General features: G+C 70.4%; 2 protein-coding genes. Both read left to right on the top strand.

What is annotated here, in order from left to right; translation table 11 throughout:
* Positions 1-15 precede the first annotated feature (15 nt).
* Positions 16-12879 (top strand): SDR family NAD(P)-dependent oxidoreductase, encoded by a 12864-nt coding sequence (locus tag JNG39_RS20945; RefSeq protein ID WP_368313902.1) that lies wholly within the window; start codon positions 16-18, stop codon positions 12877-12879.
* Positions 12876-26408, top strand: a 13533-nt coding sequence (locus tag JNG39_RS20940; protein ID WP_368313900.1) for an amino acid adenylation domain-containing protein, incomplete at its 3' end; no start/stop codon positions are given. The genes JNG39_RS20945 and JNG39_RS20940, both read left to right, overlap by 4 nt.

Raw genomic sequence — 26408 nt, 5'->3', positions numbered from 1 at the left:
GAAGCCTGGGCGCGCATCGACGGTGCGCCGCGTCGCGCGGCGGTCAGTTCGTTCGGCTACAGCGGCACCAACGCGCACCTGGTGATCGAGGAATACGTCGACACCCGTCGCCCGGCGATGCACGAGCGGTCGACGCGTGACGCGTCCTCGCTGTTCGTGCTGTCGGCGCGCAGCGAAGAGCGCCTGCGCGTGCAGGCCGCTCGCATGCTCGACTGGATGGAGGCGCACGAGGCGCTGGACGTGGATGCGTTCACGCACACGCTGCAGGTGGGGCGCGAGGCGATGGAGCATCGGATCGCCTGCGCCTTCGACGGCGTGGACGGGCTGCGCGCGACGTTGCGCGCGTTCGTCGCCGGCGAGCGCCATGTCGAGGGCCTGCACCAGGGCGAGGTGCGCCGCCATCGCGAGACCGTGGCCGCCTTCGCCGCCGACGACGACCTGCACGGCGCGGTCGCCGCGTGGATCGCCAAGGGCAAGTACGACACGCTGCTCGACTTGTGGGTCAAGGGCCTGGACATCGACTGGAAAGCGCTGCGCAAGGATGCGTCGCCGCGAAAGCTCTCGCTTCCGGCATACCCGTTCCGCAAGCAGCGCTTCTGGATCGGCGGCGACACGCCGCCGCCCGTTCCGCACGACCCGCGCCCGAGCGTCCGCGGCGGCGATCGGCCGGTGGAACCTGCGTCGCTGACGACGTTCGTCCCGCGGTGGGAGGCGGTATCGCCCACGGCCACGGGAGCGGCGATGTCCGTGGCGGCCCGCGTGCTGGTCTTCGGTGCGAACGACGCCGACCGGCGCGCGATCCTCGAACGCCATGCCGACGCGCGATTCCTCGATACCGCCGACTGCGCCGACCTGGCGACGCTCATCGAGACGCTGCGCGACGAGGGCGTCGTCGAACGGGTGCTCTGGATCGCCCGCGAGTCCATGGACGGACACGACGAGGAAGCGATGCTCGCCGTCCAGGAAAACGGACTGCTGCCATGCTTTCGCGTGCTGCGCGCGTTGGCCGACCTCGGTTACGGCTCGCGTCGCCTCGACCTGACGGTGGTGACCTGGCGGACGCAGCGGGTGATCGCGGACGAACCCGTCCATCCGGGGCATGCCGGCCTGCATGGGCTGATGGGCTCGGTGGCCAAGGAATACCTGCTCTGGAAAATACGCTGCGCCGACCTCGACGACGAAGGCGACCTTCCCCTGGTCGAACTGGCGCAGCTGCCCGACGGAGCCGATGTCCATGCCCGTCGACGGGGCGAATGGTTTCGCCGGCGGCTCGTCGCGTTCGATGGCGGCGTGTCGGAGCGGACGGCCTATCGCGATGGGGGTGTCTACGTCATCGTCGGCGGCGCCGGCGGCCTGGGCGAAGTGTTCAGCGAACACCTCGTTCGCCACCATCGCGCCCGCGTCGTCTGGATCGGCCGTCGCGCCGAGGACGATGACATCGCCGCACGCATCCGCCGACTGGGTGCCGTGGGTCCGGCACCGCTTTACATTCGCGCCGACGCGCGCGATCGCGCGGCGATGGAGGCCGCGCGAGCTCAGGTCATCGAGCGCTACGGCGTCATCCACGGCGTGGTCCATTCGGCCATCGTGCTGCTCGACCAGGGCATCGCGGGAATGGACGAAACGCGCTTCCGCGCCGCGCTCTCGGCCAAGACCGACGTCTGCGTCCGACTCGCCCAGGTGTTCGCGGCGGACGAGCTCGACTTCGTGCTCTTCTTCTCGTCGCTGCAAAGCTTTGCGCGGCTTCCGGGGCAGGGCAACTACGCAGCGGGTTCGGCCTTCGAGGACGCGTTCGCCGACCGGCTGGGACAGCGCGGCGCGCAGCGGGTAAAGGTGGTCAACTGGGGCTACTGGGGAACCGTCGGATGCGTGGCGCTGGCCGAGTACGCCGAGCGCTTCGCGCGGCAGGGCACCGTGTCGATCGATCCGGTCGACGCCATGCGCGCATTGGACGGCGTGATGGCGGGCACGCCGTTCCAGGTGGCCATCACCGGACCACTGGGACTGGAACACGGGCAGGCCGGCTACATCGATGCGAGTGACGTGATCGAGGTCGCGCCACCGGCCGGCATGCGCGGCGCGATGTCCTTCGGCGAGCAAGCCCCGTCGCCGTTCCACGATGTGTCGGAAGGTCTCGTGGACGGACTGGATCGCCACCTGCTCGCCGTTCTTTTCGCGCAACTGCGCGCCATGGGGCTGTTCGGCGCGGAAGCGACGACGCTCGACGCTTGCCGGCGCCAGGCCGGCATCGTCTTGCGCCACGACGCCTGGTTCGACGAAACGGTGGCGTTGCTGTGCAGGCACGGCCTGCTCGCCTGGCGCGACGATCGCCTGTGCGTGGGCGAACAGGCGCCGGCCGGCGATCCGTGGCCGGCATGGCACGCGCACGCCGCCTGGTGGCGCGCCGTACCCGTGCTCCGCGGCCAGGTGACGCTGCTGGAAGCCATGCTGCACGCCTTGCCCGCCATCCTGCGCGGCGAACGCGCGGCCACCGAGGTCATGTTCGCCGACGGCATGGAAGGCGTGGTGGAAACGATCTACCGCGACCACGCCCTGGCCGACCATGCCAACGGCGCGATGGCGGCGGCACTGGATGCGTACGTCGAACGGCGGGTGGCGGAAGATCCCGCCGCGCGCATCCGTGTGCTGGAAATCGGTGCGGGCACCGGTGGCAGCAGCGGCGCGATGCTGGCCTCACTGGAGCGCCATGCCGCGAACGTCGTGGAATACGCCTTCACCGACCTCTCGGCGGGTTTCCTCCTCCGCGCGCGCGATCGTTTTGCCGGGCGTTACCCCTTTCTCGTCGCCCGGCCGCTCGACATCACCCGGGAGCCGGGCGCCCAGGGGTTCGACCATGGCGGCTACGACGTCGTGGTGGCGGCGAACGTGCTGCATGCGACGGCCGACATCCGCCGCACGATGCGCCATGTCAAGGCCTTGCTGCGAGGCCATGGCCTGCTGCTGTTGCAGGAGATGTCGGCCAATTCGCCGACGTCCCATCTCACCTTCGGCCTCCTCGATGGCTGGTGGCTCGTCACCGACCCCGCCTTGCGCCTGGCGGGCTGCCCGGCACTGTCGTTCGACGGCTGGAGTCGCGTACTCGCCGAGGCGGGTTTCGACACGCCGACGCTGCTCACGAGCACCGGCCATCCCTATGCGCAACAGGTCGTCGCCGCGCATGGCGACGGCCTGTTGCGCCGTCCGCGGGCGATCGTGGAAGCGCCGCTCCCGTCCGCGTCGGCCCCGGCGCCGGCGAGCGTTCCCGTCGCGGCGAGCGCCTTGCCGCCCGCAGGCGATCCGCTCGTGCGCGTGCGCGATACCGTCGCCGCATGCGTATGTGGCGTGCTGCGCCTGCCGGCGGCCGAGCTCGATCCAGACATCGCGCTCGTGCACTACGGCATGGACTCGATCAGCGCCGGGCACCTGATCCAGCGGATCAACGTGGCGCTCGACCTGTCGCTGGCCACCACCGACCTGTTCGATCACGGCAGCGTCGATCGCCTCACGGCCTACATCGGTCAGGCGCACGGCGAGGCATTGCGACGCGACGCGGTGCGGGAGCCACCCTCCGCACCGGCCGTCGCCCAACCGGTGCCCGCGACGACCGGCGCGGGGCGCGACGCGATCGCGATCGTGGGTCTCAGCGCACGGTTCCCGGGCTCGCCCGACGCCGATGTCCTATGGGAAAACCTCGCCAACGGTCGCGACCTGGTGACGCCGGTCGACCGTTGGCCGATGCCGCCGGCGGACGCGGCCAAGGGCGCGATCCAGCCGTTGCGCGAATGGCGCGGCGGCCTGCTCGAAGGCGTCGACGAATTCGATCCGTTCTTTTTCAACATTTCGGGCATCGAAGCCACCTACATGGATCCGCAGCAACGCCTGTTCCTCGAGGCATCCTGGAAGGCACTCGAAGACGCCGGCCATGCGGGGAGCTCGGTCCAGGGCAGCCGTTGCGGCGTGTACGTGGGCTGCAACGCGGAGGACTATTCGCGCCTGCTCGATCACGTGGAGCCCGCGCAGGCCCTGTGGGGCCAGGCGGTGTCGTTGCTGCCCGCGCGGATCTCCTACCACCTCGACCTGCAGGGACCGGCGATCGCGGTCGACACGGCATGTTCCAGTTCGATGGTCGCGATGCACATGGCCTGCCAGGGCCTGTGGGGCGGCGAGATCGACATGGCGCTGGCCGGCGGCGTGTACGTGCGTTGCACGCCGTATTTCTACCTCGCATCCGCGCGCGCGAACCTGCTGTCGCCGACCGGCCGCTGCCACACGTTCGACGATCGCGCGGACGGTTTCGTCCCGAGCGAGGGCGTCGCCGCGTTCGTGCTGAAGCGGCAAGCCGACGCGGTGGCCGCCGGCGATCACATCCATGCGCTGATCGTGGCCAGCGCGATCAACCAGGACGGCGCCTCCAACGGCATCACCGCGCCCAGCGGCGCCTCCCAGCAGCGACTGCTCGCCTCCACCTACGAGGCGTTCGGCATCCATCCGCGGCAGGTCCAGATGGTCGAGGCCCACGGTACCGGGACGAAGCTGGGCGATCCGATCGAGTACCAGGCGCTGAAGCGCACCTATGCGGATGCCGGCGTACCGCGCGGGCACTGCGCGCTGGGCTCGATCAAGGCGAATCTCGGCCATGCGATCGCCGCCGCCGGGGCCGCGGGCGTGATGCGCGCATTGTTGTCGCTGCGCCACCGCCGGATCCCGCCCGCCGTGAATTTCGAACGGCCCTCGTCGCATATCGACCTCTCCGACGGGCCTTTTTACGTCAACACGACCCTGCGCGACTGGCCCGTCGCCGATGGGCAACGAAGGCTCGCGGCGATCAGTTCGTTCGGCCTCAGCGGCACCAACGCGCACATGGTGCTCGCAGAGGCGCCGGAGCCGGTCGTCGTGGATCGCGAGGAACGTTCCGCATGGCTCGTGGTGTTGTCGGCGAAGACGCGGGCCCAGCTTGTCGAACAGGCGCGGCGCCTGTCCGAGCGCCTGTCGCGCGACCCCGAGCACATCGCCGACGTCGCCTTCACCCTGCTGGCCGGGCGCAAGCACTTCGAACATCGCCTGGCATGCGTGGTGGCCGGCACCGGCGAACTGGTCGACCGGCTCGACGGCTGGCTGCGGCAGTCCCCGGAAAACGAGGTGCGCAGCGCGCACGTCACCGACAAGCGCGTCCGCGACGACGTACTCGCGGAGGGCGCGGCGGCGGCGGCACGGTGTCACGCGGCCGTCGGAACGGATGCGTGGCGGCCCGGCCTGGTGGCGCTGGCGGCGGCATACCTGAGCGGCTACGTGCCCGATGCCGATGCCGCTGCCCTGCGCGGCGCCGGGCGCCGGATCCCGCTGCCGACCTATCCGTTTGCGCGCGAGCACTACTGGGTGGGACATGCCGACCCGTCCCTTCCCGTGGCCGTTATGGCGCCGAAGGTCGCGGCACATCGCCCGATGCTGCGTGGCGTCGCGCCCGCCGCGGACGGATCGACGTTTGGCGGCCGCCTGGACGGGAGCGAGGTGTTCCTGCGCGACCACGTGGTGAACGGTGCGCGGGTCATGCCGGCCGTGGGCTACGTGGAGATGTTGCGCGACGGGCTGTCGAGGGCACAGGCGCCAGCCGATCGCGCGGAGCGCTTTCTGCGCCTGGGCCATGTCGGCTGGTCGCAGCCGTTGGTCGTGGGCGACGTGCCGGTGGACGTGCGCATTTCGCTGGACCGACGCGACGAGGGCGGCTTTTCCTATGAAGTGCGCAGCCTGCCCGACGGGCAGGGCGGCGAATCGCGCCTGCATTCGCGCGGTACCGTCGACTGGGTGGCAGGCGAACCGGCCGCGTCGGTGGACCCCGCCGAGCTCGATCGGCGCTGCGAGCGGAGCCTGGACGCGACGGCGTGCTACGACGCGTTCGCCGCGCGAGGCGTCGACTACGGCCCCACGCATCGCACGTTGCGGCGGGTAGGCATGGGCCGCGATGACGCCGGACGGCCTTACGTGCTGGCGACGCTGGAGGCGGCGCCTGCACCGCACGACGACGAGGCGAACTTCTTCCTCGATCCGGGCCTGATGGACGGTGCGCTGCAAGCCACCATCGGCTGGTCCCTCGACGACGACGCGACGGGCACCCTGCTGGACGCGGGCGTGGCCTGGGTGCCCTACGCGCTCGATCGCGTCGAGGTCCTGGGGCCGCTGAACGGCCGCGCCTACGCCGTGCTGAGGCGTTCGGCGTCGACGCAGGCCGATCTGCCGACGTTCGACATCCGCCTGCACGACGCGGACGGGCTCGAGCGCGTGCGCATCGACGGCTGCGTGATGCGCCGCGCCGGCGAGCGCACGGTCTTGCTCGCGCGCGAATGGCGCAGCGACGCCGGTGCCGTCGTGACGACCGGCGGCGGCCTGCGCCACGTCATCGTCTGCACGGGACGCGACGACGACGGCGAACGCCATTCGCGCTTCGCCGCCGCGCTCGATGCACTTGCCGGATGTCGCGCCGAACACTGGGACCTGCCGTCCGCGGGGATGGCGGAACGATGCGAACGCTACGCCTGGCGGTTGCTCGAGGCGGTCCGCGCGCTGTCGGCGGAATCGTCGCGACAGGACGTGCTCGTGCAGGTGGTCGGCGGCGACGGCGAATTGCTGCGTGGGCTGGCCGGCCTGCTGAAGACGGCGCACATCGAACATCCGGGACTGCGTTGGCAGACCATCGAGGCCGACGTCGCGGACATCCAGGTGGACTGGATCGATCGCTTGCGCGCCGACGCCGAGCGTGGCGTCGGCGAGATTCGCTACACGGCGCGCACGCGCGAAATCGCCACGTGGACGGAAACGGTGCCCGTGGCGGCCGCGGCGCTGCCGTGGCGCGAGGGTGGCGTCTACGTCATCACCGGCGGCATGGGCGGCCTGGGCATGGCGTTCGCCGAATACCTCGGACGCCATGTGAAGCATGCCCACGTGGTGCTCGTCGGTCGCTCGGAGCTGGACAACGAACGTCGCAGGCGCCTGCAGGCCTGGCTCGCCTCCGGCTATGCCATCGAATACCGCCAGGCGGACCTGGCCGACGAAGGCGCCGCGGTGGCACTGGTCGACTACGTGCTGCGTCGCCATGGCGCATTGCACGGGGTGCTCCACGGCGCGGCGGTCGTCCGCGACAGCCTGCTCGCGCGCAAGACGGCCGAGGATTTCGCCGCGGTGTGGCGCTCGAAGGTGCATGTCGGCACGCGGCTCGACGACGCCATCGGCGGGCGCGCGCTCGACTTCTTCATCGTTTTCTCCGCCGCCGCGGGCGTATGGGGCCATCTCGGCCAGGCGGACTACGCCGCGGCCAACGCCTGCATGGACGGCTTCGCCCAGGCGCGTCACGCACGCGTCGCGCGCGGCGAGCGCAAGGGGCGCAGCCTGGCGATCGCCTGGCCGCTGTGGGAAGAAGGCGGTCTGCGCATGTCAGCTCCCGCGCGCGAACGCATGGAACGCCAGGGCTTCCGCGCGCTGGCCACCGCCGAGGGTATCGCCGCGCTGGAGCGCGCGTGGGCGACGCCGCATGCCGGCGTGGCCGTGGTGCGGGCGAGTGCGGACTGGCGGCTCGCCGAACCCGCACCGGCGGGCGTGACGCCCGTGGTCGATGCGCCGGTGCCCGCGGGCGACGCTCCGGCGACGACCTTGGTCGATACCTCCGACATCGCCGGGAAGACGTTCGATTTCCTCGCCCGGATGCTGGCCGAGGAAGTGCGCTTCCCGCGCGATCGCATCGATGCGACCGAGCCCTTCGAGTCCTACGGCATCGACTCCACGCTGGTCATGCAGATGACCGCGCGCCTGGAAGACAGCTTCGGCGCGCTGTCCAAGACGCTGTTCTTCGAGCACCAGAACCTCGGTGAGCTGTGCGACTACTTCCTGCGCTCGCACCTGGCGCGACTGCGCACGCTGCTGGGTGTCGCCGAGGCGCCGCCACCGGTCGCACCGGTCGCACCGGTCGCGGCGCCGCCCGCACCGGCGCCGGCCGTGGCCGCACGCGCAGCCATGCCGACGCGCACGGCGACGCCGGAGCAGGCATCGCCGCGGGGCGAGGGTCCCGCGGACATCGCCATCGTCGGGCTGGGCGGACGCTATCCCCAGGCCGACACGCTGGAAGAGTTCTGGAGCAACCTCCGCGACGGCCGCGACGCCGTCACCGAGATCCCCGCCACGCGCTGGGACCATGACCGCTTCTTCGATCCCGAGGTGGGCAAGCCCGGCAAGAGCTATAGCAAGTGGGGCGGGTTCATCTCCGGGGTGGACGAATTCGACCCGCTGTTCTTCAACATGTCGCCGCTGGAAGCGCGCCAGACCGATCCACAGGAACGCATCTTCCTGCAATGCGTCTACCAGACCCTGGAGGATGCCGGGCACACGCGGGAGAGCCTGCGCCACGCCGGTCGCGTCGGGGTGTTCGTCGGTGCGATGTACCAGGAATACCAGTTGTACGCCGCCCAGGCTCAGGCGCGCGGCGAGGCGCTGGTGGTGGGCGCGAGCCTGGGCTCGATCGCTAATCGCGTGTCCTACTTCTGCGATTTCCACGGCCCGAGCCTTTCGGTGGACACGATGTGCTCGTCCTCGCTCACCGCGCTCCATCTGGCCTGCCAGAGCCTGCGCACCGGCGATTGCGAGGTGGCCATCGCCGGCGGCGTGAACGTGTCGGTGCATCCGAACAAATACCTGATGCTCGCCCATGCGCAGTTCGCCTCGAGTACCGGCCGTTGCACCAGTTTCGCCGCCGGCGGCGACGGCTACGTGCCCGCGGAGGCGGTGGGCGCGGTGCTGTTGCGACCGCTGGCCGCGGCGTTGGCCGACGGCGACCAGGTCTACGGCGTCATCAAGGCGATCGAGGTCAACCACGGCGGTCGCACGAACGCCTACACCGTGCCCAGCCCGAAGGCCCAGGCCGAGCTGATCGCGCGGGTCATCGAGCGCGCGGGCGTGCCGGCGTGGGCCATCAGCTACCTGGAGGCGCACGGCACCGGCACCGCGCTGGGCGATCCCATCGAGATCGCCGGCCTCCAGCAGGCCTTCTCGCGCGATGCCGATGCGCGCGGCGTCTGCGCGATCGGCTCGGTCAAGTCCAACATCGGCCACGCCGAGAGCGCGGCGGGCATCGCCGGCCTGACCAAGGTGCTGCTGCAGTTGCGCCACGGCGAACTGGTGCCCAGCCTGCATGCGCGCACGCTGAACCCGCACATCGATTTCGCCGGCTCGTCGTTTGCCGTGCAGCGCGAGCGCGCGGACTGGACCCGACCGACGCGGATCGAGGCGGGCAGCGTGCGCGAGTACCCGCGCGTCGCCGGCATCTCGTCGTTCGGCGCGGGCGGCTCGAACGCCCACATGATCGTGGCGGAGCATCGCGTCGACGACGTCGCGCGCATCGGCGATCCGTCATGGCCGACGCCGATCGTGGTGCTCTCCGCGCGCAAGGAGGACCGGCTGCGCGTGCGCGTGCAGCAGTTGCTGGCCATGCTCGAACGTACGCCGGAGGAGGCGCTCGACCTGCACGACGTAGCGTTCACGCTGCAGGTGGGACGCGAACCGATGGACCATCGGCTTGCCGTGGTCGCCGCTTCGCACGCGACGCTGAAGGAGGCGTTGCGCCGTTACCTCGACGGCGACCGCGACGTCGAGGGCATGCACGTGGGCGCGGTACGCCACGATCGCCTGGCCCAGTCGCTTCTTTCGCCCGACGAGGACATGCAGCGGACGACGGAAGCGTGGCTCGCGAAGGGCCGATACGCCAAGCTGCTCGACCTGTGGGTGCTCGGACTCGCCGTGGATTGGCCGCGCCTCTACGGCGCCACGAAGCCGCGCCGGATATCCCTGCCAACCTATCCATTCGGGCGACAGCGCTACTGGCCCGACGAGCCAGTCGTCTCCGCGTCGCCGATGGTGCCGCCGCCGACCACGGCGGCGATGCCGTCGCCCATCGACGATGGCGGCGCGCTCATGCTCGCACCGGTCTGGGAGCCGCTACACGACGCGTCCTCCACGTCACCCGTCTTTTCTGGGCGCACGGTCGTCATCGGATCGCCCGGCGAGCATGCCGCCGCGCTCGATGCGTTCCTGGGCGACGCGGAACGCCTGTCGCCGCCGCCGGGAGCCTCGGTCGAGGATATCGCCCGTGGTCTCCGCGGCGAGGCGCGGGTGGCGCGCGTGGTCTGGTTCGCTCCCGCTCGGGACGCTGCCGATATCGACGATCCCGACGACATGGTCCGGGCGCAGGAGAGCGGGGTGGTCGCGTGCTTCCGCCTGGCCAAGGCTTTACTTGCCGAAGGTTACGGCGACGGCGACCTGGATTGGACCGTCGTCACCTGGCGGACGCAGTCGGTCTTCGCCGCCGATGAGGTAGACCCCGCGCACGCCGGCGTCCAGGGGCTGGTCGGCGCGATCGCGCGCGAATACCCGCGCTGGCACGTGCGGGGCGTCGACCTGCCGCGTGACGACGCCGACGCGCTGCGCGCCCTGGCCACGGTGCCGGACGAGGTCCGGGGCGCCACGCTGGCCTGGCGCGACGGCGCCTGGCATCGTCAGCGATTGCTGCCGTATGCGACCCGGCGGGAAGCACCGGCGTTCCGCCAGGGTGGCGTGTACGTCGTCGTCGGGGGCGCGGGCGGCATCGGTGCCGTACTCACCGAACACCTTGTTCGCCACTACCAGGCCAGGGTGTGGTGGATCGGTCGCCGCGCGGAAGACGACGACGCCATCCGGAGCAAGCTCGCCGCCTTGTCGCGCCTGGGACCGGCACCGATCTACTGCCGCGCCGACGCGGCCGACGCCAACGCGCTGGAAGGCATCTGCAAGCGGATCGAGGCCCAGCACCCGACCATCCACGGCGTGGTGCACTCGGCCATCGTGCTCGACGACGCGAGCGTGGCAAGCATGACCGAGTCGTCGCTGCGCGCCGCGCTGCGCGCCAAGGTGGACGCGAGCGTGCGTACAGCCGAGGTGTTCCTGCCGCGTTGCCAGGATTTCATGCTGTTCTTCTCATCGATGCAGAGCCATTCGCGCAGCGCGGGGCAGGGCAACTATGCCGCCGGTTGCGCCTTCAAGGACGCGTTCGCCCAGCGACTGGCCATGCGCGGCACGGCGGTGAAGCTGATCAACTGGGGCTATTGGGGCAGCGTAGGCGTCGTCGCCGAAGCGGGCTACCGCGACGCGATGGCTGCCCTGGGCATCGGCTCGATCGAACCGCTCGAGGGCATGGCCGCGCTCGAGGCAGCGATGGCCGATGGCGCGCGCCAGCTCGCCTTCGTCCGGACGACGCGTCCGGGTGCGCTGGGCGATCTCGTCGGCGACGATCGCATCGAACGCCTGCCGCCGGGCCTGCCGTCGCTTCCGCCCGCGGCCATGGACACCGAGGCCGCCACGCCGGTGCCCCCCGCCGACCCCTTGACGCTGGAGCGATCGCAGGCAGTGCTGCTCGGTGTGCAGTTGCGCGAAGCGGGCCTGTGGAAGGCGCGCGACGAGCGCCTCGAATACGCCGCGATCCGCCGCTGGCAGGCGGAGCACGCCTGGGCGCCGTACCACGCGCGCTGGCTTTCGCGCAGCCTCGACCTGCTGGCTCGGCATGACGTGTTGCGCGCGGAGGCCGACGGGTACGCCCTGCCGGCCGCGGCGCACGAAGAAGCAGCCGTGGCCTGGGCTCACTGGCACGCGGAACGACAGGCATGGCGAGAGCTGCCTTCCGCGAACGTGCAGGCCGATCTCGTGGAATACACGCTGCCCGGCCTGCCCGACGTGTGGTCGGGACGCCGCAGCGCCACCGACCTGCTGTTTCCCGACGGGTCGATGTCACGCGTGGCGCCGGTCTACGCGCGGAACGCGGTCGCCGACCATGTCAATGCATGGCTGGTGGCGCGGCTGGGCGCCTGGATCCAGGCGCGCCGGGAGGCGGACCCGGATGCCCGCTTGCGCATCCTCGAGATCGGAGCGGGTACCGGCGGCACGAGCGGCGCCGTGCTCGAATTGATCGACCGGCATGCGGCGGCCCTGGAGGTGTACGACTACACCGATCTCTCGGGCGCGTTCCTGCAACATGGCCGTGACCATCATGCTGCGAACCGCTCTTACATGCGTTTCCAGCGTTTCGACGTGGAGAGGTCGCCATCGTCCCAAGGCATGGCGGTCGGCACGTACGACGTGGTCATCGCCGCGAACGTGATGCACGCCACGGCGGACGTGCGCCGCGCGGTGCGTCACGCGAAAGCCCTGCTCAGGCGTCATGGGCTCCTGCTGCTGAACGAGATCGGCGATGCGGGGCTGTTCGAGCAGCTCAGCTTCGGATTGCTCGAAGGATGGTGGCGCCACGCCGACGACGGTTTGCGGCTGTCCGGTACCCCGGCGCTCACCGCCGAGCGCTGGACCGGGGTGTTGCACGCGGAGGGTTTCACCGACGTCCACGTGGACGCGCCGGCAGGACATCGCCAGCAAGTCATCTGCGCACTGAGCGACGGCTGGCTGCGCCAGCCGGTGGAGGGCGGCAAGGCCTCGCTCTCGGCGGAGCACGTCGCCGCCCCGATGCCCACCACGGCGGACAGCTTCGAGGACGCCGTGGCGAACGCGCTGTCGCGGCTTACCGGTGTCGCCGCGGGGGACATCGATCCCGACGCGCCGCTGGGCGAATACGGCGTCGACTCCATCGTCTCGCGACGCCTGGTGCAGGAGATGGAGCGCGCCTTCCCGGTGTCGCTCGCCGGCGGCGCCTTGCTCGAGCACAACAGCGTCCGCAAGCTGGCCGCGCACGTGGCCCACCTGGTGGCGACGCGAAACGACCTCGCGGCCGTGCCGATCGAGGAAGCCCTCGAACATTTCCGTGGTGGCCAGCTCGACATGGATGCCATCGAAGCGCTGCTTGACGAAGGCATGAGCCGATGAGCCGAAGGGAACTGTTGCTGGCCTACAAGCGTGGCGCGTTCGACACCGAGACGCTGCTCCGGCGGATCGCCGCGTCGAACGCCGTGACCACGTTTCCGCTGGCCGAGGGACAGCGTGGCCTGTGGATGCTCGAGCGCAGCGCGAACGGTGGATACAACGTGCCGCTGGCCTTCCGCATCCGCGACCCGCTCGACGTGGAGTTGTTGCGCGCCGCGTGGGCGCTGACGCTCCAGGACCATCCCTTGCTGCGGGCGACGATGCGCACGCATGACGGTGCGCTGGTCCAGCGCATCGCGCCGCCGAGGGAGTTGCCGTTCGAACGCCTCGACGTATCCGCCTGGACCGAATCGCACATCGAGCAGCACCTGTTCGCCGTGGCGAAGCGGTCCATCTCGCTCCAGGACGGGCCGCTGGCATCGCTCCACGTGCTCTCGCGCGACAGCCGCGACCACGTGGTGCTCCTGGTCGCGCACCACATCGTCTTCGACGGGGGATCGGTCGAGCCGCTGGTCGGCCGCCTGCTCGATACCTACGACGCGTTGTGCCGCGGCGTGCCCATGGGGCAGGTGCGGGACGGCGCGTTCGCCGATTTCGTCGCCTGGGAGCAGTCGTATCTGGCCGGGGCGCAGGGCGCCGCCGACAGGGCCTACTGGCTGCGGCAACTGGACGGTCCGCTGCCCCGCCTGGAGGTGCCCGCCGACCGAAGCCGCGCCACGCGCACGAGCATGGCCGGGCGCACGCACGCGCAAGCCGTGTCCGAGGCCCTGGCCGCTCGCGTCCACCGCGTTAGCGGCGCGCTGAAGGTGAATCCCAGCGTGATCTTTCTGGCCGTCTACAAGCTCCTGCTGCATCGCTACACGGGAGAGGTGGACCTCATCGTCGGTGTGCCGACCTTCGGCCGCCCGGAGCCGCGCTTCGAGTCCGTCGTCGGGCTGTTCACCAACCCGATCGCACTGCGCTCTCGCCTCGACCCGGCCCAGGGCTTCACCCGCTGGGCGCGGCAGATCCAGGAGTCGCTGCTCGAAGGCTCCCGTCACGCCGCCTATCCGTTCGCGCGGCTGGTTCGCGACCTCGACCTCTCGCGCGACCTCGAGCGCACGCCGGTCTTCCAGGTCGCCTACGAATACGAGAGCGGCGGCATGGCGAACGTGCAGCGCCTGACCCGCCGTTTCGAGCGCACCCTCCACGTCGAGCCGGTCGAGGGACCCCATCAGGAGGGGTATTACGAGCTGGTCTGCGAGATCCTCGAAAGCGGCGGCCAGTTCCGCGTCAACCTGAAATACGACGGCAATCTGTTCGACGCCACGACTGCCGAACGCTTCGTCGCCGCCTACATGCACCTGCTCGAACAGGTGGTCGAATACCCGGACGCGGTACTAAGCAGCTATTCGGTGCTTCCGGCGACCGAGCAACGACGCCTGGTATACGACTGGAACGACACCGCCGCCGACTATCCCCGCGGTGAGCGGGTCGACACGTTGGTCGCGGCACAGGCCCGGCGCACACCCGACGCGATCGCTTTGGGACATGAAGGCGACACGCTGAGCTATGCCGCGCTCGACGCCCGCGTCGACGCACTCGCCCGCCAGCTCGCCACGCACGGCGCGCAGGTCGGCAGTCTCGTCGGCGTCTGCGTGGAGCGATCGCTGGATACCACCGTCGCGCTCCTGGCTGTGCTGCGCACCGGCGCGGCCTACGTGCCGCTCGATCCCGCGTATCCGCCCGATCGCCTGCGCTACATCGTGGAGGACTGCGGAACGCGACTGGTGGTCACCCAGGGCCGCCTGCTGCCACGGGTTGTCGACCTGATTCCCGACGACGCGACGGCCGTCTGCGTCGACGTCGGCCCGCGGGCGACCGGCGACGCCCAGGAGCGTCCCGATGCGACGCCGAACGTGTCGCCGGACCACCTGGCCTATGTGATCTATACATCCGGCAGCACGGGGCGACCCAAGGGTGTGGCCGTCACCCATCGGTCGCTGGTCAACTTCCTCTGCTCGATGCGCGAGACGCCGGGCATGGTCGGCGGCGACCGCATGCTGGCGGTGACGACGTGCAGCTTCGACATCGCCGCGCTGGAGCTGTTCCTGCCACTCATCGTCGGCGCTCGCTGCGACATCTGCCCCACTGCCGACGTGCACGATGGCGCGGCGCTGCTGCGCCGGATCGAGACAACGTCGCCGACCGTGATGCAGGCCACGCCGGTGACCTGGCAGATGCTCATGCAGGCCGGTTGGCGCAACCGGTCGGGCATGAAGATCCTGTGCGGCGGCGAAGCCCTGCCGGATGCGCTGTGGGACGCGTTCGTCGCTAACGGCTGGGACGCGTGGAACCTGTATGGACCCACGGAGACCACGGTGTGGTCGAGCGTGGCCAAGGTCGATGCCGGTCGCAAGGGTTCGATCGGCGCAGGTATCGCCAACACACAGCTCTACGTGCTCGACGAGGCGCTGAAGCCGGTTCCGGTCCTGGTCCCCGGCGAGCTGTGCATCGCGGGTGACGGCCTGGCGCGGGGATACCTCAACCAGGCCGCGTTGTCGGCCGAGAAGTTCGTGGCCCACCCGCTGGCACCGGGCGGCTGGATCTATCGCACCGGCGACCTCGCGCGCTGGCATGCGGACGGCTGGCTGGAATACCTGGGCCGACGCGATACGCAGACCAAGGTGCGTGGCTACCGCATCGAACTGGGCGAGATCGAGGCCGTGCTCGCGACCCATCCCGGGGTGGCGGAATGCGCGGTGCTGGTCGCGGCCCACCGTGGCATGCGGCAGCTCGTCGCGTTCCACGTGCCTGTGCCGGGAACCCCGGCGGCTGACGCCACGTCGCTGCGCGATCACCTGCGGCAGATGCTCGCGGCGTACATGGTGCCGGCGCGGTTCATCGTCGTGGACGCGCTGCCGCTCACGCCCAATCGCAAGTTGGACCGCAATCGCCTGACGCAGATGGCTGAACAGTCGACGGCGGACGATCGCGCAACGGGTCCGGCCGCCACCGGCGAGGTCGGCGTCGAAGACGCCATGGCCTCGATCCGCGAGGCTTGGCGCGACGTGCTGGGCACCGCGCAGTTCGGCGACGACGACGGATTTTTCGATGTGGGCGGCGATTCGGTTTCGGCGATGCTGCTCGTGGAACAGGTTGCCGCCCGCTTCGGCTGCGACGTCCCGGTGATCGACGTTTTTCGCCTGGGCTCGATCCGGCGGCTGGCCGCGGAAGTGGCCGCGAAGGCGACGCGTGCGCCGCAACCCGCTGTCATCGCACCGCTAGCGCAGAGCATGGAGGCGGCCGTCGCCGGCGCGCCGGTTGCCGTCGCATCGGAGGCGGTGCTTACCGATCTGGCCGGCAGCGTCGCGATCATCGGCATGTCGTGCCGACTTCCCGGTGCCGCGGACCATGAGATGTTCTGGGAGAACCTTCTCGACGGCGTGGAGAGCCTGGATACGCTGCCGGCGACGGACGGAGCCAACGCGCGCACGGGGCACGGATACGTCGCGGCGTGGGGCAACATCGAAGGCAAGGACCGTTTCGACGCCGAATTCTTCCGCGTCGCGCCGCACGACGCGTACCGAATGGACCCGCAGTTGCGCCTGCTGCTCCAGCACGCATGGAGCGCGGTCGAGGACGCGGGCTACGTGCCGGCCGATATCCCGGATACCGGCGTCTTTACCGCCAGTAGCCACAGCGATTACGCGAGGCTACTTGCCGCCGGCACGCCAACCGCCGATGGCATCGTCAGCGATGCCGCGCAGTACGTGTCCTGGCTGATGGCGCAGAGCGGCACCATTCCCACGATGATTTCCCATCGACTCGGCCTGACCGGGCCGAGCCTGGCCGTGCACTCGAACTGCTCGTCGTCGCTGGTGGCGATGCACACCGCGTTCCGCAGCCTTCTGTTCGGCGACACACGGCAGGCGCTGGTGGGCGCCGCGACGGTGGGTGGCACGACCATCCGCGGCTACGTGCACCAGGAGGGCCTGAACTTCTCCCGCGACGGCCGCGTGCGCGCCTTCGACGCCACCGCCGACGGCATGGTGGGGGGCGAGGGCGTCGCCGCGTTGCTACTCAAGCGCGCCGATCTGGCGGTCGCGGACGGCGATCACATCTACGCGCTGGTGCGCGGTATCGCCATCAACAACGACGGCGCGCAGAAGGCCGGATTCTACGCGCCGAGCGTCGACGGCCAGGAGAGCCTGATCCACGGCCTGCTGGCGTCGATCGGCGTGAATCCGGAAAGCATCGGTTACGTCGAGGCGCACGGTACCGGCACGACCTTGGGCGATCCGGTCGAAGTGGCCGCGCTGACCTCGGCATACCGCCGCTTTACCGCGAAGATAGGGTTCTGTGGCATCGGCTCGGTGAAAACCAACATCGGTCATCTCGATGCGGCCGCTGGATTGGCCGGCTGCATCAAGGTGGCGCTCAGCCTCAGCCGTGGGCAACTGCCCGCCAGCCTCAATTTCCACGAGGCCAATCCGCGGCTCGACCTGGACGGCTCACCGTTCCGCGTGGTCGACGTCCGCCGAGCCTGGCCGGCCGGCGGCGCGCCACGGCGAGCCGCGCTGAATTCGCTCGGGATCGGCGGTACCAACGCGCACGCCGTGTTCGAGGCCTACGACGTCACGCCCGCCGCTTCGACGGAGGCTGGGCCGCAGGTGGTGATCCTTTCCGCCAAGGACCGCGCGCAGCTTCGCATTGCGGCCACGCGCTTGCTGCATTGGCTGCGGCGGCGCCGGCGTGACGACATCGCCGTGTCCCTCGCTGACCTCGCCTACACGCTGCAGGTGGGACGTGTGGCGATGTCCTGCCGTTTCGCGACCGTGGTCGACGACCTCGCATCCCTGGAAACCGGGCTGGCGATCTTCGCCGACGGCACGCTGCCCGCGCACGACGCCTGGGCGGGCGAGGTCCCGGACGACGCGGTGGTATCCCGGGCCGGCACGCTCGCCGCCGATACCGCACCGACTCGCGAGGGGTGTGCCGCGCTCGCCGCGCGCTGGGTCCGTGGCGAGGCGGTCGGCTGGCGCGCCCTCCATCCGGGCGGTCGGGCGCGGCGCGTCTCCCTGCCGAGCTATCCGTTCCGGGAAGACCGCTTCTGGCCCGAGGCGTCCCGTGCGACACCGGCGGCTCACGAACGCGCGAACGTGTCGGAGGCACTGCATCCGCTCGTCCAGCGCAACACGTCCACGCTCGACGGCCAGCGGTTCACCTCGCGGTTCACCGGCGACGAGCACTTCCTGCGCGACCACATGGTGAGCGGCACGCCGGTATTGCCGGGCGTGGCCTACCTGGAAATGGTCCGCGTGGCCCTGCGCGAATCGAGCGATGCGGGCGCGTCCACCGCGATGGCCTTGCGCAACGTGGTCTGGCTGCGGCCACTGGCCGTCGCGGAGGCGACGACGGTGCACGTCACGCTCGTTCCACTCGACGATGGCGGATGCGACTACGAGATACGTCAGGCGGAAGCATCGGGCGGAACGACCGTGCACGGCACCGGTCGGGTCGTGCCTGCCACGGACGGCCGCGCGCTGCCGACGCTCGACCTGGGCGAACTGCGGCGGCGCTGCGACCGGCGCATGGACGCGGCGGAGCTCTACGGCCAGTTCGCCGCGATGGGGATTCGCTACGGTGCTGCGCACCGCGTCGTCACCGAGCTGCACGCGGGGACGAGCCCCAACGCCGACCGCTACGTGCTCGCCCGTCTCCGACTGCCGCCGGCGTTCGCGGATACCGCGCCCGACTATGGCCTGCACCCCAGCCTGTTCGACGGCGCGCTGCAATCGACCCTGGGCCTGGTGCTGGACGCGATGGCCTTGCCGGACCAGCCGATCGACACGCGACCGCACCTGCCGTTCGCCATCGACGACATGGACATGTTCGCGCCGCTGCCGACCGAGGCCTGGGTGCAAGTTCGCGTCCAGCACGGCACGGCGGGCGGTGGACTGCGCAAGTACGATCTCGACATCTGCGACGACACCGGCCGCGTGCACGTGCGCCTGCGCGGTTTCGCCAGCCGCGTGCTCGAAAGCGAATCGAAGGCGCCCACCGCCGCAGACACCGTCGCGGACGACGGGGAAGCAGGCCTCATGCTGCTGCCGCGCTGGGACGCCACGGTGCCCGAATGGCTCGTCGATCCCTCGCCGGCCCCGCACGACGCCGTGCTGGTGGTGGGTGCGGAATCGACTTGGGAGCGCGAGGTGGCGGAGCGTTTTCCGATTGCCTTGGCGCTCCCCGCCGAGGCGATGTGGAGCGGACCTGGGAGCGACGAGCTCGCGACCATCGACGCGGCGCATATCGTCTGGTTCGCGCCATCCGCCGAGAAGGACGACGTCCCGGCATCGGCGCTGCTGGTGGCGTTCCGCGTGGTCAAGGCGGTGCTCGCCCTCGGGATGGGTGGACGGCCGCTGGCCTGGACGATCGTGACCGCCGGTGCGCAGGCGCTGCGCACTGGCGAAGCCACGGTACCGATCCACGCCGCGCTGCATGGACTTGTCGGCTCGATGGCCAAGGAGTATCCGCACTGGCGTGTGCGGCTGGTCGATTTGCCCGTGGGCGGCGACGTGCCGTTCGACGAGATCCTGCGCCTGCCACCGATACCCTCCGGCGACGCCTGGGCGTGGCGCGCGGGCGAATGGCACCGTTTGTCGTTGCTGCGTTCCGAGATGCCGGCGACAGGATCGCTGCCATGGCGCGAGGGAGGTGTCTACGCGATCATCGGCGGCGCGGGCGGCCTGGGCGGGGTGCTTACCAGGCACCTGGTGTCGGGTCACCGCGCGCGAGTGGTCTGGATCGGCCGTCGCCCAGCGGATGAGGCCATCGAGGCACGCCGCGAGGCATTGGCGCTCCTCGGCCCGAGACCCGACTACGTGCAGGCCGACGCGACGGATCCGGAGGCCCTGGGCGAGGCGTGGGAACACATCCACCGCGTTCACGGTCGCATCGACGGCGTCATCCACGCCGCCGTCGTGCTTGCCGACCGCAGCCTGGCCGAGATGGACGAAGCCACCTTCCTCGACGTGTTCCGCGCGAAGGCCGACAGCTGCCTCGCGCTGGCGGCGGCGTGCGAACGCCGACCGCCGGGATTCATCACCTTCTTTTCCTCCGTGCAGGCGTTCTCGCGCAGCCCGGGGCAGGGCAACTATGCCGCGGCCTGCGCCTTCGCCGACGCCTTCGCCGCGAACCTCGGCGCGCGCACCGGCACGCCGGTCACGATCGTCGACTGGGGTTACTGGGGCAGCGTCGGCGCCGTCGCCTCCGCCGACTATCGCGAACGACTGGCGAGCCAGGGCATCGCCTCGATCGAACCGGAGGAGGGCATGGCGGCGCTGGACGCCATCCTGCGTTCGTCCGCGCCACGCATGGCCTACGTCCGGGCGCACGCCTCGTTGCTCGACGCCTGGTCGCGCGATGCGGAACGGATCGTCCCGGCGTCGCCCGGAAGCGTCTTCGCCACGGGCGGCGATCCGGCGATCGCGGCACCCGCGCTACCGGAGGGCTGGGCCGAAGTCACCGCCGCGCTGCGCGACATGGAAGACCGCATCGCCGAACGGCTGGCGATCCTGGTCGGTACCGCGCAGGGCCTTTCGATCGCCGCCGACGCACGGTCCGACGCTCCGACCCTGCGCCGATGGCTCGACGCCACCACGCGCATGCTGCACGACCGCGGTCTGATCGACACCGCATCCAGCGAATCGCGTATCGTCGCGGGTCTCGTCGCCGAGGACGTCGATCGCGCGTGGCGATCGCGTTTGCCGGTCTGGATGGCGGACTCGCGCACACGGGCACACGCCAAGCTTGCCGAAACGATCCTCGGCGCGCTGCCGGCGGTCTTCGCGGGCGAACGCCCGGCCACCGACGTGATCTTCCCGCAGTCGTCCCTCGACCTCGTCGCCGGCGTCTACCGCAATCATCCGGTCGCCGATCACTTCAACGCGATCCTCGTCGCGTCGCTGCTGTCGCTCGTGGAAGCACGCCGACGGATCGATCCGGACGTCCGGTTGCGCATCCTGGAGATCGGCGCGGGCACCGGCGGCACCAGCGCGGACGTGTTCGCCGCCCTGGCCCCGCATGCGCAGCATGTCGCCGAATACTGCTACACCGACGTGTCCCACGCCTTCCTCCTGCACGCCCGGCAATACGATGCCGTGGCGCCCTACCTGACCCGGCGGCTGTTCGACGTCGAACGCCCTCCGGCCGGGCAGGGCATGCCGACGGGCGGCTTCGACATCGTCATCGCGGCCAACGTGCTGCATGCCACGCGCGACATACGCCGCACCATCCGTCATGCGAAGGCGACGCTGCGCCAAGGTGGCGCGCTGCTGCTGAACGAGGTGAGCACCGCGAGCCTCTTCGGCCACCTGGGTTTCGGCTTGCTCGAGGGCTGGTGGCGTTACGCGGATGCGGCCGTCCGCCTGCCGGACTCGCCCGGCCTGTCGCCTTCGGGCTGGACCCGCGTGCTGGAAGACGAGGGATTCGAAGCGATCCGGTTCCCCGCCTCGCCATGGCATGCGCTCGGCCAGCAAGTGGTCGTCGCGCGCAGCGATGGACAGGTGCGCGAGGCCATCCGCGCCACTCCGACATCGGTCCCGGAACCGTCCGCCTCGGACGACGCGAGCCGGATCATGTCGGTCGCGCCTGCGTCGCCGTCACCGTCGCGATTGCGCGATCGCGCCGTGCTGGCCTTGCGCAAGCTCGTCGCCGTGACGCTGGAGATGCCGTTGTCCCGCGTTTCGGCCGGCGAACCGATGGAGAAGTACGGCATCGATTCCATCCTGGTCGTACGCATCTGCGCCGCGATGAACGCGGTATTCGTCGATCTGCGCACGACGCTGTTCTTCGAGCACCGCACCGTCGACGCGCTGGTCGATCACCTGCTGCGCGAGCGGCACGAGCAGGTCGTGCGCTGGGTCGGCGACGACGCATCGACCGCCGTCGACGACGTGCCGACGAGGCCGGTCGCGCTGCGCGCGGACGTGACATCGCCGTTCCGGGTCAGCCCTCGCGGGCGGCGTCCGTCGGGCGGCTCGCTACCCGTGGGCACCGACGGCGCGTCGACGACTGCCACCGCCGACGTGGCGATCATCGGACTGAGTGGACGTTATCCCGGCGCGCCCGACGTCGAGGCGTTCTGGGAGCAGTTGGCGGCTGGACGGAGCGGCATCGGCGAGATTCCCGCCGAGCGCTGGGACTGGAACGCCTACTACGACGAACGCAAAGGCGCGATGGGCTCCATCTACACGAAATGGGGCGGCTTCCTCGACGGCATCGACCTGTTCGATCCGCTGTTCTTCGACCTCTCGCCCCGCCAGGCGGAGCACATGGACCCGCAACAGCGCCTCTTCCTCGAACAGGCCCATGCGAGTATCGAGGATGCCGGCTACACGCCCGGCGATCTCAGCCCGAGCAAACGGGTCGGCGTCTACGTGGGCGTGATGAACAGCACCTACCTGCGCGTCGCCAACGACTGGTCGGTGGCCAACCGGGTGTCTTATCTGTTCGATTTCCATGGCCCCTCGATGGCCGTGGACACGGCGTGCTCGTCGTCGCTGACCGCGATCCACCTCGCCGTGGAAGCGCTGCGCAACGGTTCATGCGATCGCGCCATCGCCGGCGGCGTGAATCTGATCGTCGAGCCGGTGCACCTGCAGGCCCTGTCGGCGATGACCATGCTCAGCGCAGGCGACCGGGTGCGCGCGTTCGGCGACGACGCGGACGGCTTCGTCGACGGGGAAGGCGTCGGCGCGGTGGTCCTCAAACTCCTGGACGAAGCGGTTCGCGACGGGGACCACATCCACGGAATCATACGGGCGAGCAGCCTCAACGCGGGCGGACGCACACATGGGTACACCGTGCCCAATCCGGTGGCGCAGGCCGCCGTGGTCGCCGACGCGCTACGTCGCGCCGGGGTGCATCCGCGCACCGTTAGTTACGTCGAGGCGCATGGGACCGGCACGCAACTAGGCGATCCGATCGAGGTCGCCGCGTTGACCACCGCGTTCCGCCACGGCACCGGCGACCGGCAGTTCTGCGCGATCGGCTCGGTGAAGAGCAACATCGGCCACACCGAGAGCGCGGCGGGTATCGCGGCGCTCACCAAGGTGCTGTTGCAGATGCGGCACGGAAAACTCGCGCCGACGCTGCACGCGGAGCCCGCGAACCCGCAGATCGATTTCGCCGGCGGTCCGTTCGTCGTGCAGCATCGACTGGGTCCGTGGCAGCGGCCGGAGGTGGAGCTCGACGGCGAGCGCCGCGCGTATCCGCGTATCGCCGGCATCTCGTCGTTCGGCGCCGGAGGCGCGAACGCTCATCTCGTCGTGCAGGAATACACCGCCGACCATGCGGCGACGCCGCCGCTCGAAGGCGGCCAACCCGCGCTGCTGGTCCTTTCGGCGAAAAGCGCCGACGCACTGCGCGACCGCGCCGGCACGCTGCGCGATGCGATCGCCGCGCAGCGGTATCGCGACGCGCAACTGGCCTCGATCGCCTACACGTTGCAAGTAGGGCGCGAGGCGATGCCCTACCGGCTCGCCTTCACTGCGGCGACACTCGACGAGGTAGCCCGGAAACTGGCCGCCTTCGTCGACGGCGCGGGCGACGAGGAGGTGCATGTCGGCGAGTCCGCCGAGACGCGCGGCCTCGACGAGCTGCTCGCGTCCGACGACGACATGCGCGAGGCCATGGCCCGTTGGATGGCTCGCGGCAAGCACGATAAGCTGCTGGCGCTGTGGGTCAGGGGCGTGGCGGTGGACTGGAATGGCCTGTACGACGGCACCCGGCCGCCGCGCATCTCGTTGCCGACCTATCCCTTCGCCAGGATGCGCTGCTGGATCGATGCCTCCAGTTTCCTTTCCGGTGCGACAAGCCCGGCGATCGGCGCGTCGCGCCTGCATCCGTGGCTGCACGAGAACACGTCCACCCACGCGGGCCTGCGCTTCACCACGCAATTCAGCGGCAGCGAGCGCGTACTGGCCGATCACCGGGTCCACGGGCATGCGGTGATGCCCGCGATGGCCTACCTCGACGTCGCCTGCGCCGCCATCGCATGGGGCGCGGGCGACGGCCGTGCCGCGGAACGCGTGTCGCTGCGTCACGTGGCGTGGATTTCGCCGCTGGTCGCCGACGGCCCGCTCACCCTGCACGTGGATGTCCATCCGCCTGCGGGCGACGACATCGGCTTCGAGATCTATACCGAACCCGCGCCAGGCCAGCGACGGGTGCACGCGCAAGGCTACGGCCGCTGGGACGACGCCGGCCTGGCGGAGCACCTGGACATGGCCGAATGGGAAGCCGGCCGGGATCGCCTGATCGACGTGGACGATTGCCACGAGCGGCTGGCCCGCGACGGGATCGAGTATGGCCCTTACTACCGCGGCCTGCGCGAGGCGTTCTCCGGCGTGGACGCGAACGGCGACCGATACGTGGTCGCCCGCCTTGCCCTGCCGGCGACGGCGGCGACGTCGGCGTCGCACGTGCTGCATCCGTCGTTGCTCGACAGCGCGCTGCATGCGGCGGCGGCGCTTTCCCCGGCCACGGACGACGACGCGCCGTGGGTGCCGCATGCCCTCGCCGGCGCGACCGTCTACGCCTCGGCGGGCGACATCGCCTTCGCGGTGCTCACCCGGGCGATGGAAAGCAGCGACGCGAACCTTCGCCGGCTGGACGTACGCCTGTGCGACGCCCGTGGGCGGGTGCGCGTGCGGCTCTCCGGTCTGAGTGCCCGGCGGATGCCGCCAGGCGCGGGCCCGGGGGGCGGTGCGCCGACGACAGTGCTTTCGACGCGCCGCTGGCAGGCGGCGCCGGTGCTCGCCCAAGGCCACGATAGGGAAGCCCGCCTCGTCCTGTTGTGCGGGCACACTGGCGACGAGGCGGCATGGAACGAGCTCGCGCGGCGCTTGGCGGACGACGAACGCACGCGCTGCGACGGCGCCATGGGGACGGCAGCGGACGATGGCGACGTCGCAAGCCGGTACGAACGCCTCGGCTGGCACGTCGTCGAATGGTTGCAACGCTTGCTGGAGGGACGCGTGCGCGAACGCGTGCTCGTGCAGGTCGTCGTCGGCGATGCGCCGGAAGACGCCCTGGCCTCCGGTATCCTCGGTCTGCTTCGCTCCGCGCGCCTGGAAAATCCTTTGCTGCGTGGACAACTGGTCTCGCTCGACGCGTCGGCCGGCGTCGAGCAGTGGCTGGAGGCGCTGCGCGAAACGGCCACGACGGCCGACGAGGAGATCCGCTATCGGGGCGCCGTGCGTGAAAGCGCGGCGCTGGTCGAACTGCCACCGACGACCGCTGTTTCGGCATACAAGGCCGATGGGGTGTACGTCGTCACGGGCGGCCTCGGCCGCCTCGGGCTGGCCTTCGCCCAGGACATCCTCGACCACGCCCCGCGCGCGCGCGTGGTGCTGGTCGGCCGTGGCGAACCCGACGTCGACGCCGCGGCGCGACTGCGCGCATGGACGGATGCGGGCCACGTCGTCGATTACCGCCGGACCGACTGCGCCGATCCGGACGCCGCCGCGCGACTGGTCGGCGAGGTCGAACGGACCCACGGCGCGCTGGATGGCGTGATCCACGCGGCGGGCGTGTTGCGGGACGGGTTCCTTCTGGCGAAGAGCCGGGAGGATTACCGGGCGGTGATGCGGGCGAAGGTGCATGGCGTCGTGCAGCTGGATCGGGCGATCGGTACCCGCGCACTCGATTTCTTCGTGATGTTTTCCTCGGTGACCGGCACGTCGGGCAACGTCGGCCAGGGCGATTACGCGGCAGCGAACGGTTTCCTTGATGCTTATGCCGCGGACCGCCAGGCGCGCGTGCGCCGCGGCGAGCGTCACGGACGCACCGTCTCGATCGGCTGGCCGCAGTGGGAAGAAGGGGGCATGCGCGTGCCGGCCCTGGTCGGCGAAATGCTGCGCGCGAGCGGGCAGCTCGCCCTGTCTACACCGGATGGCCTGGCGGCATTCCGCGCGGCGCTTGCCTGCGACGCGGCACACGTGCACGTTCGCCGCAGGCAGGCAGCAACTGTCCCGATGGCTCCTGCCGAGCGTACGACGAGGGCGATTTCGCCGCCGGACGCGACGACGGTCGGCGATACGTCGCGGCGCCCGGCCATGGACCGGCTGCGTGAGGTATTGGCCGCGCAGCTCAAGATCGCGCCCGCACAGATCGATCCTCGCGCCCCGTTCTCGCGCTACGGCGTGGATTCCATCCTCGTCATGCAGTTGACCGCGGCGCTGGAGAAAACCTTCGGTCCTCTGCCGAAGACGCTGTTCTTCGAGTACCCGACGCTGGACGGCTTGTACGCCTATTTCGTCGATGCCCACGCCGACGCGCTGTCCCGCTGGGTCGACGCGGACGTCGCGCCGGCACCACCGGTCGCGGCTGCGCGCGCGAGCGGCTTCGCGCCGGCGGTCACGCGTGCGCCGGTCGCCCCGGCCTCCGAGCTCGATAGCCGCATCGCCATCGTCGGCATCGACGGCCGTTTTCCCCAGGCCGCGGACATCGAACGATTCTGGGAGAAATTGCGCGCGGGGGCGGACTGC

The organism is Luteibacter sp. CQ10 (assembly GCF_040900725.1).
In the GTDB taxonomy this organism is placed as follows: Bacteria; Pseudomonadota; Gammaproteobacteria; order Xanthomonadales; family Rhodanobacteraceae; genus Luteibacter.
The sequence above is the reverse complement of the archived record's forward strand: the minus strand, read 5'-3'. Positions and strand labels throughout refer to the sequence as shown.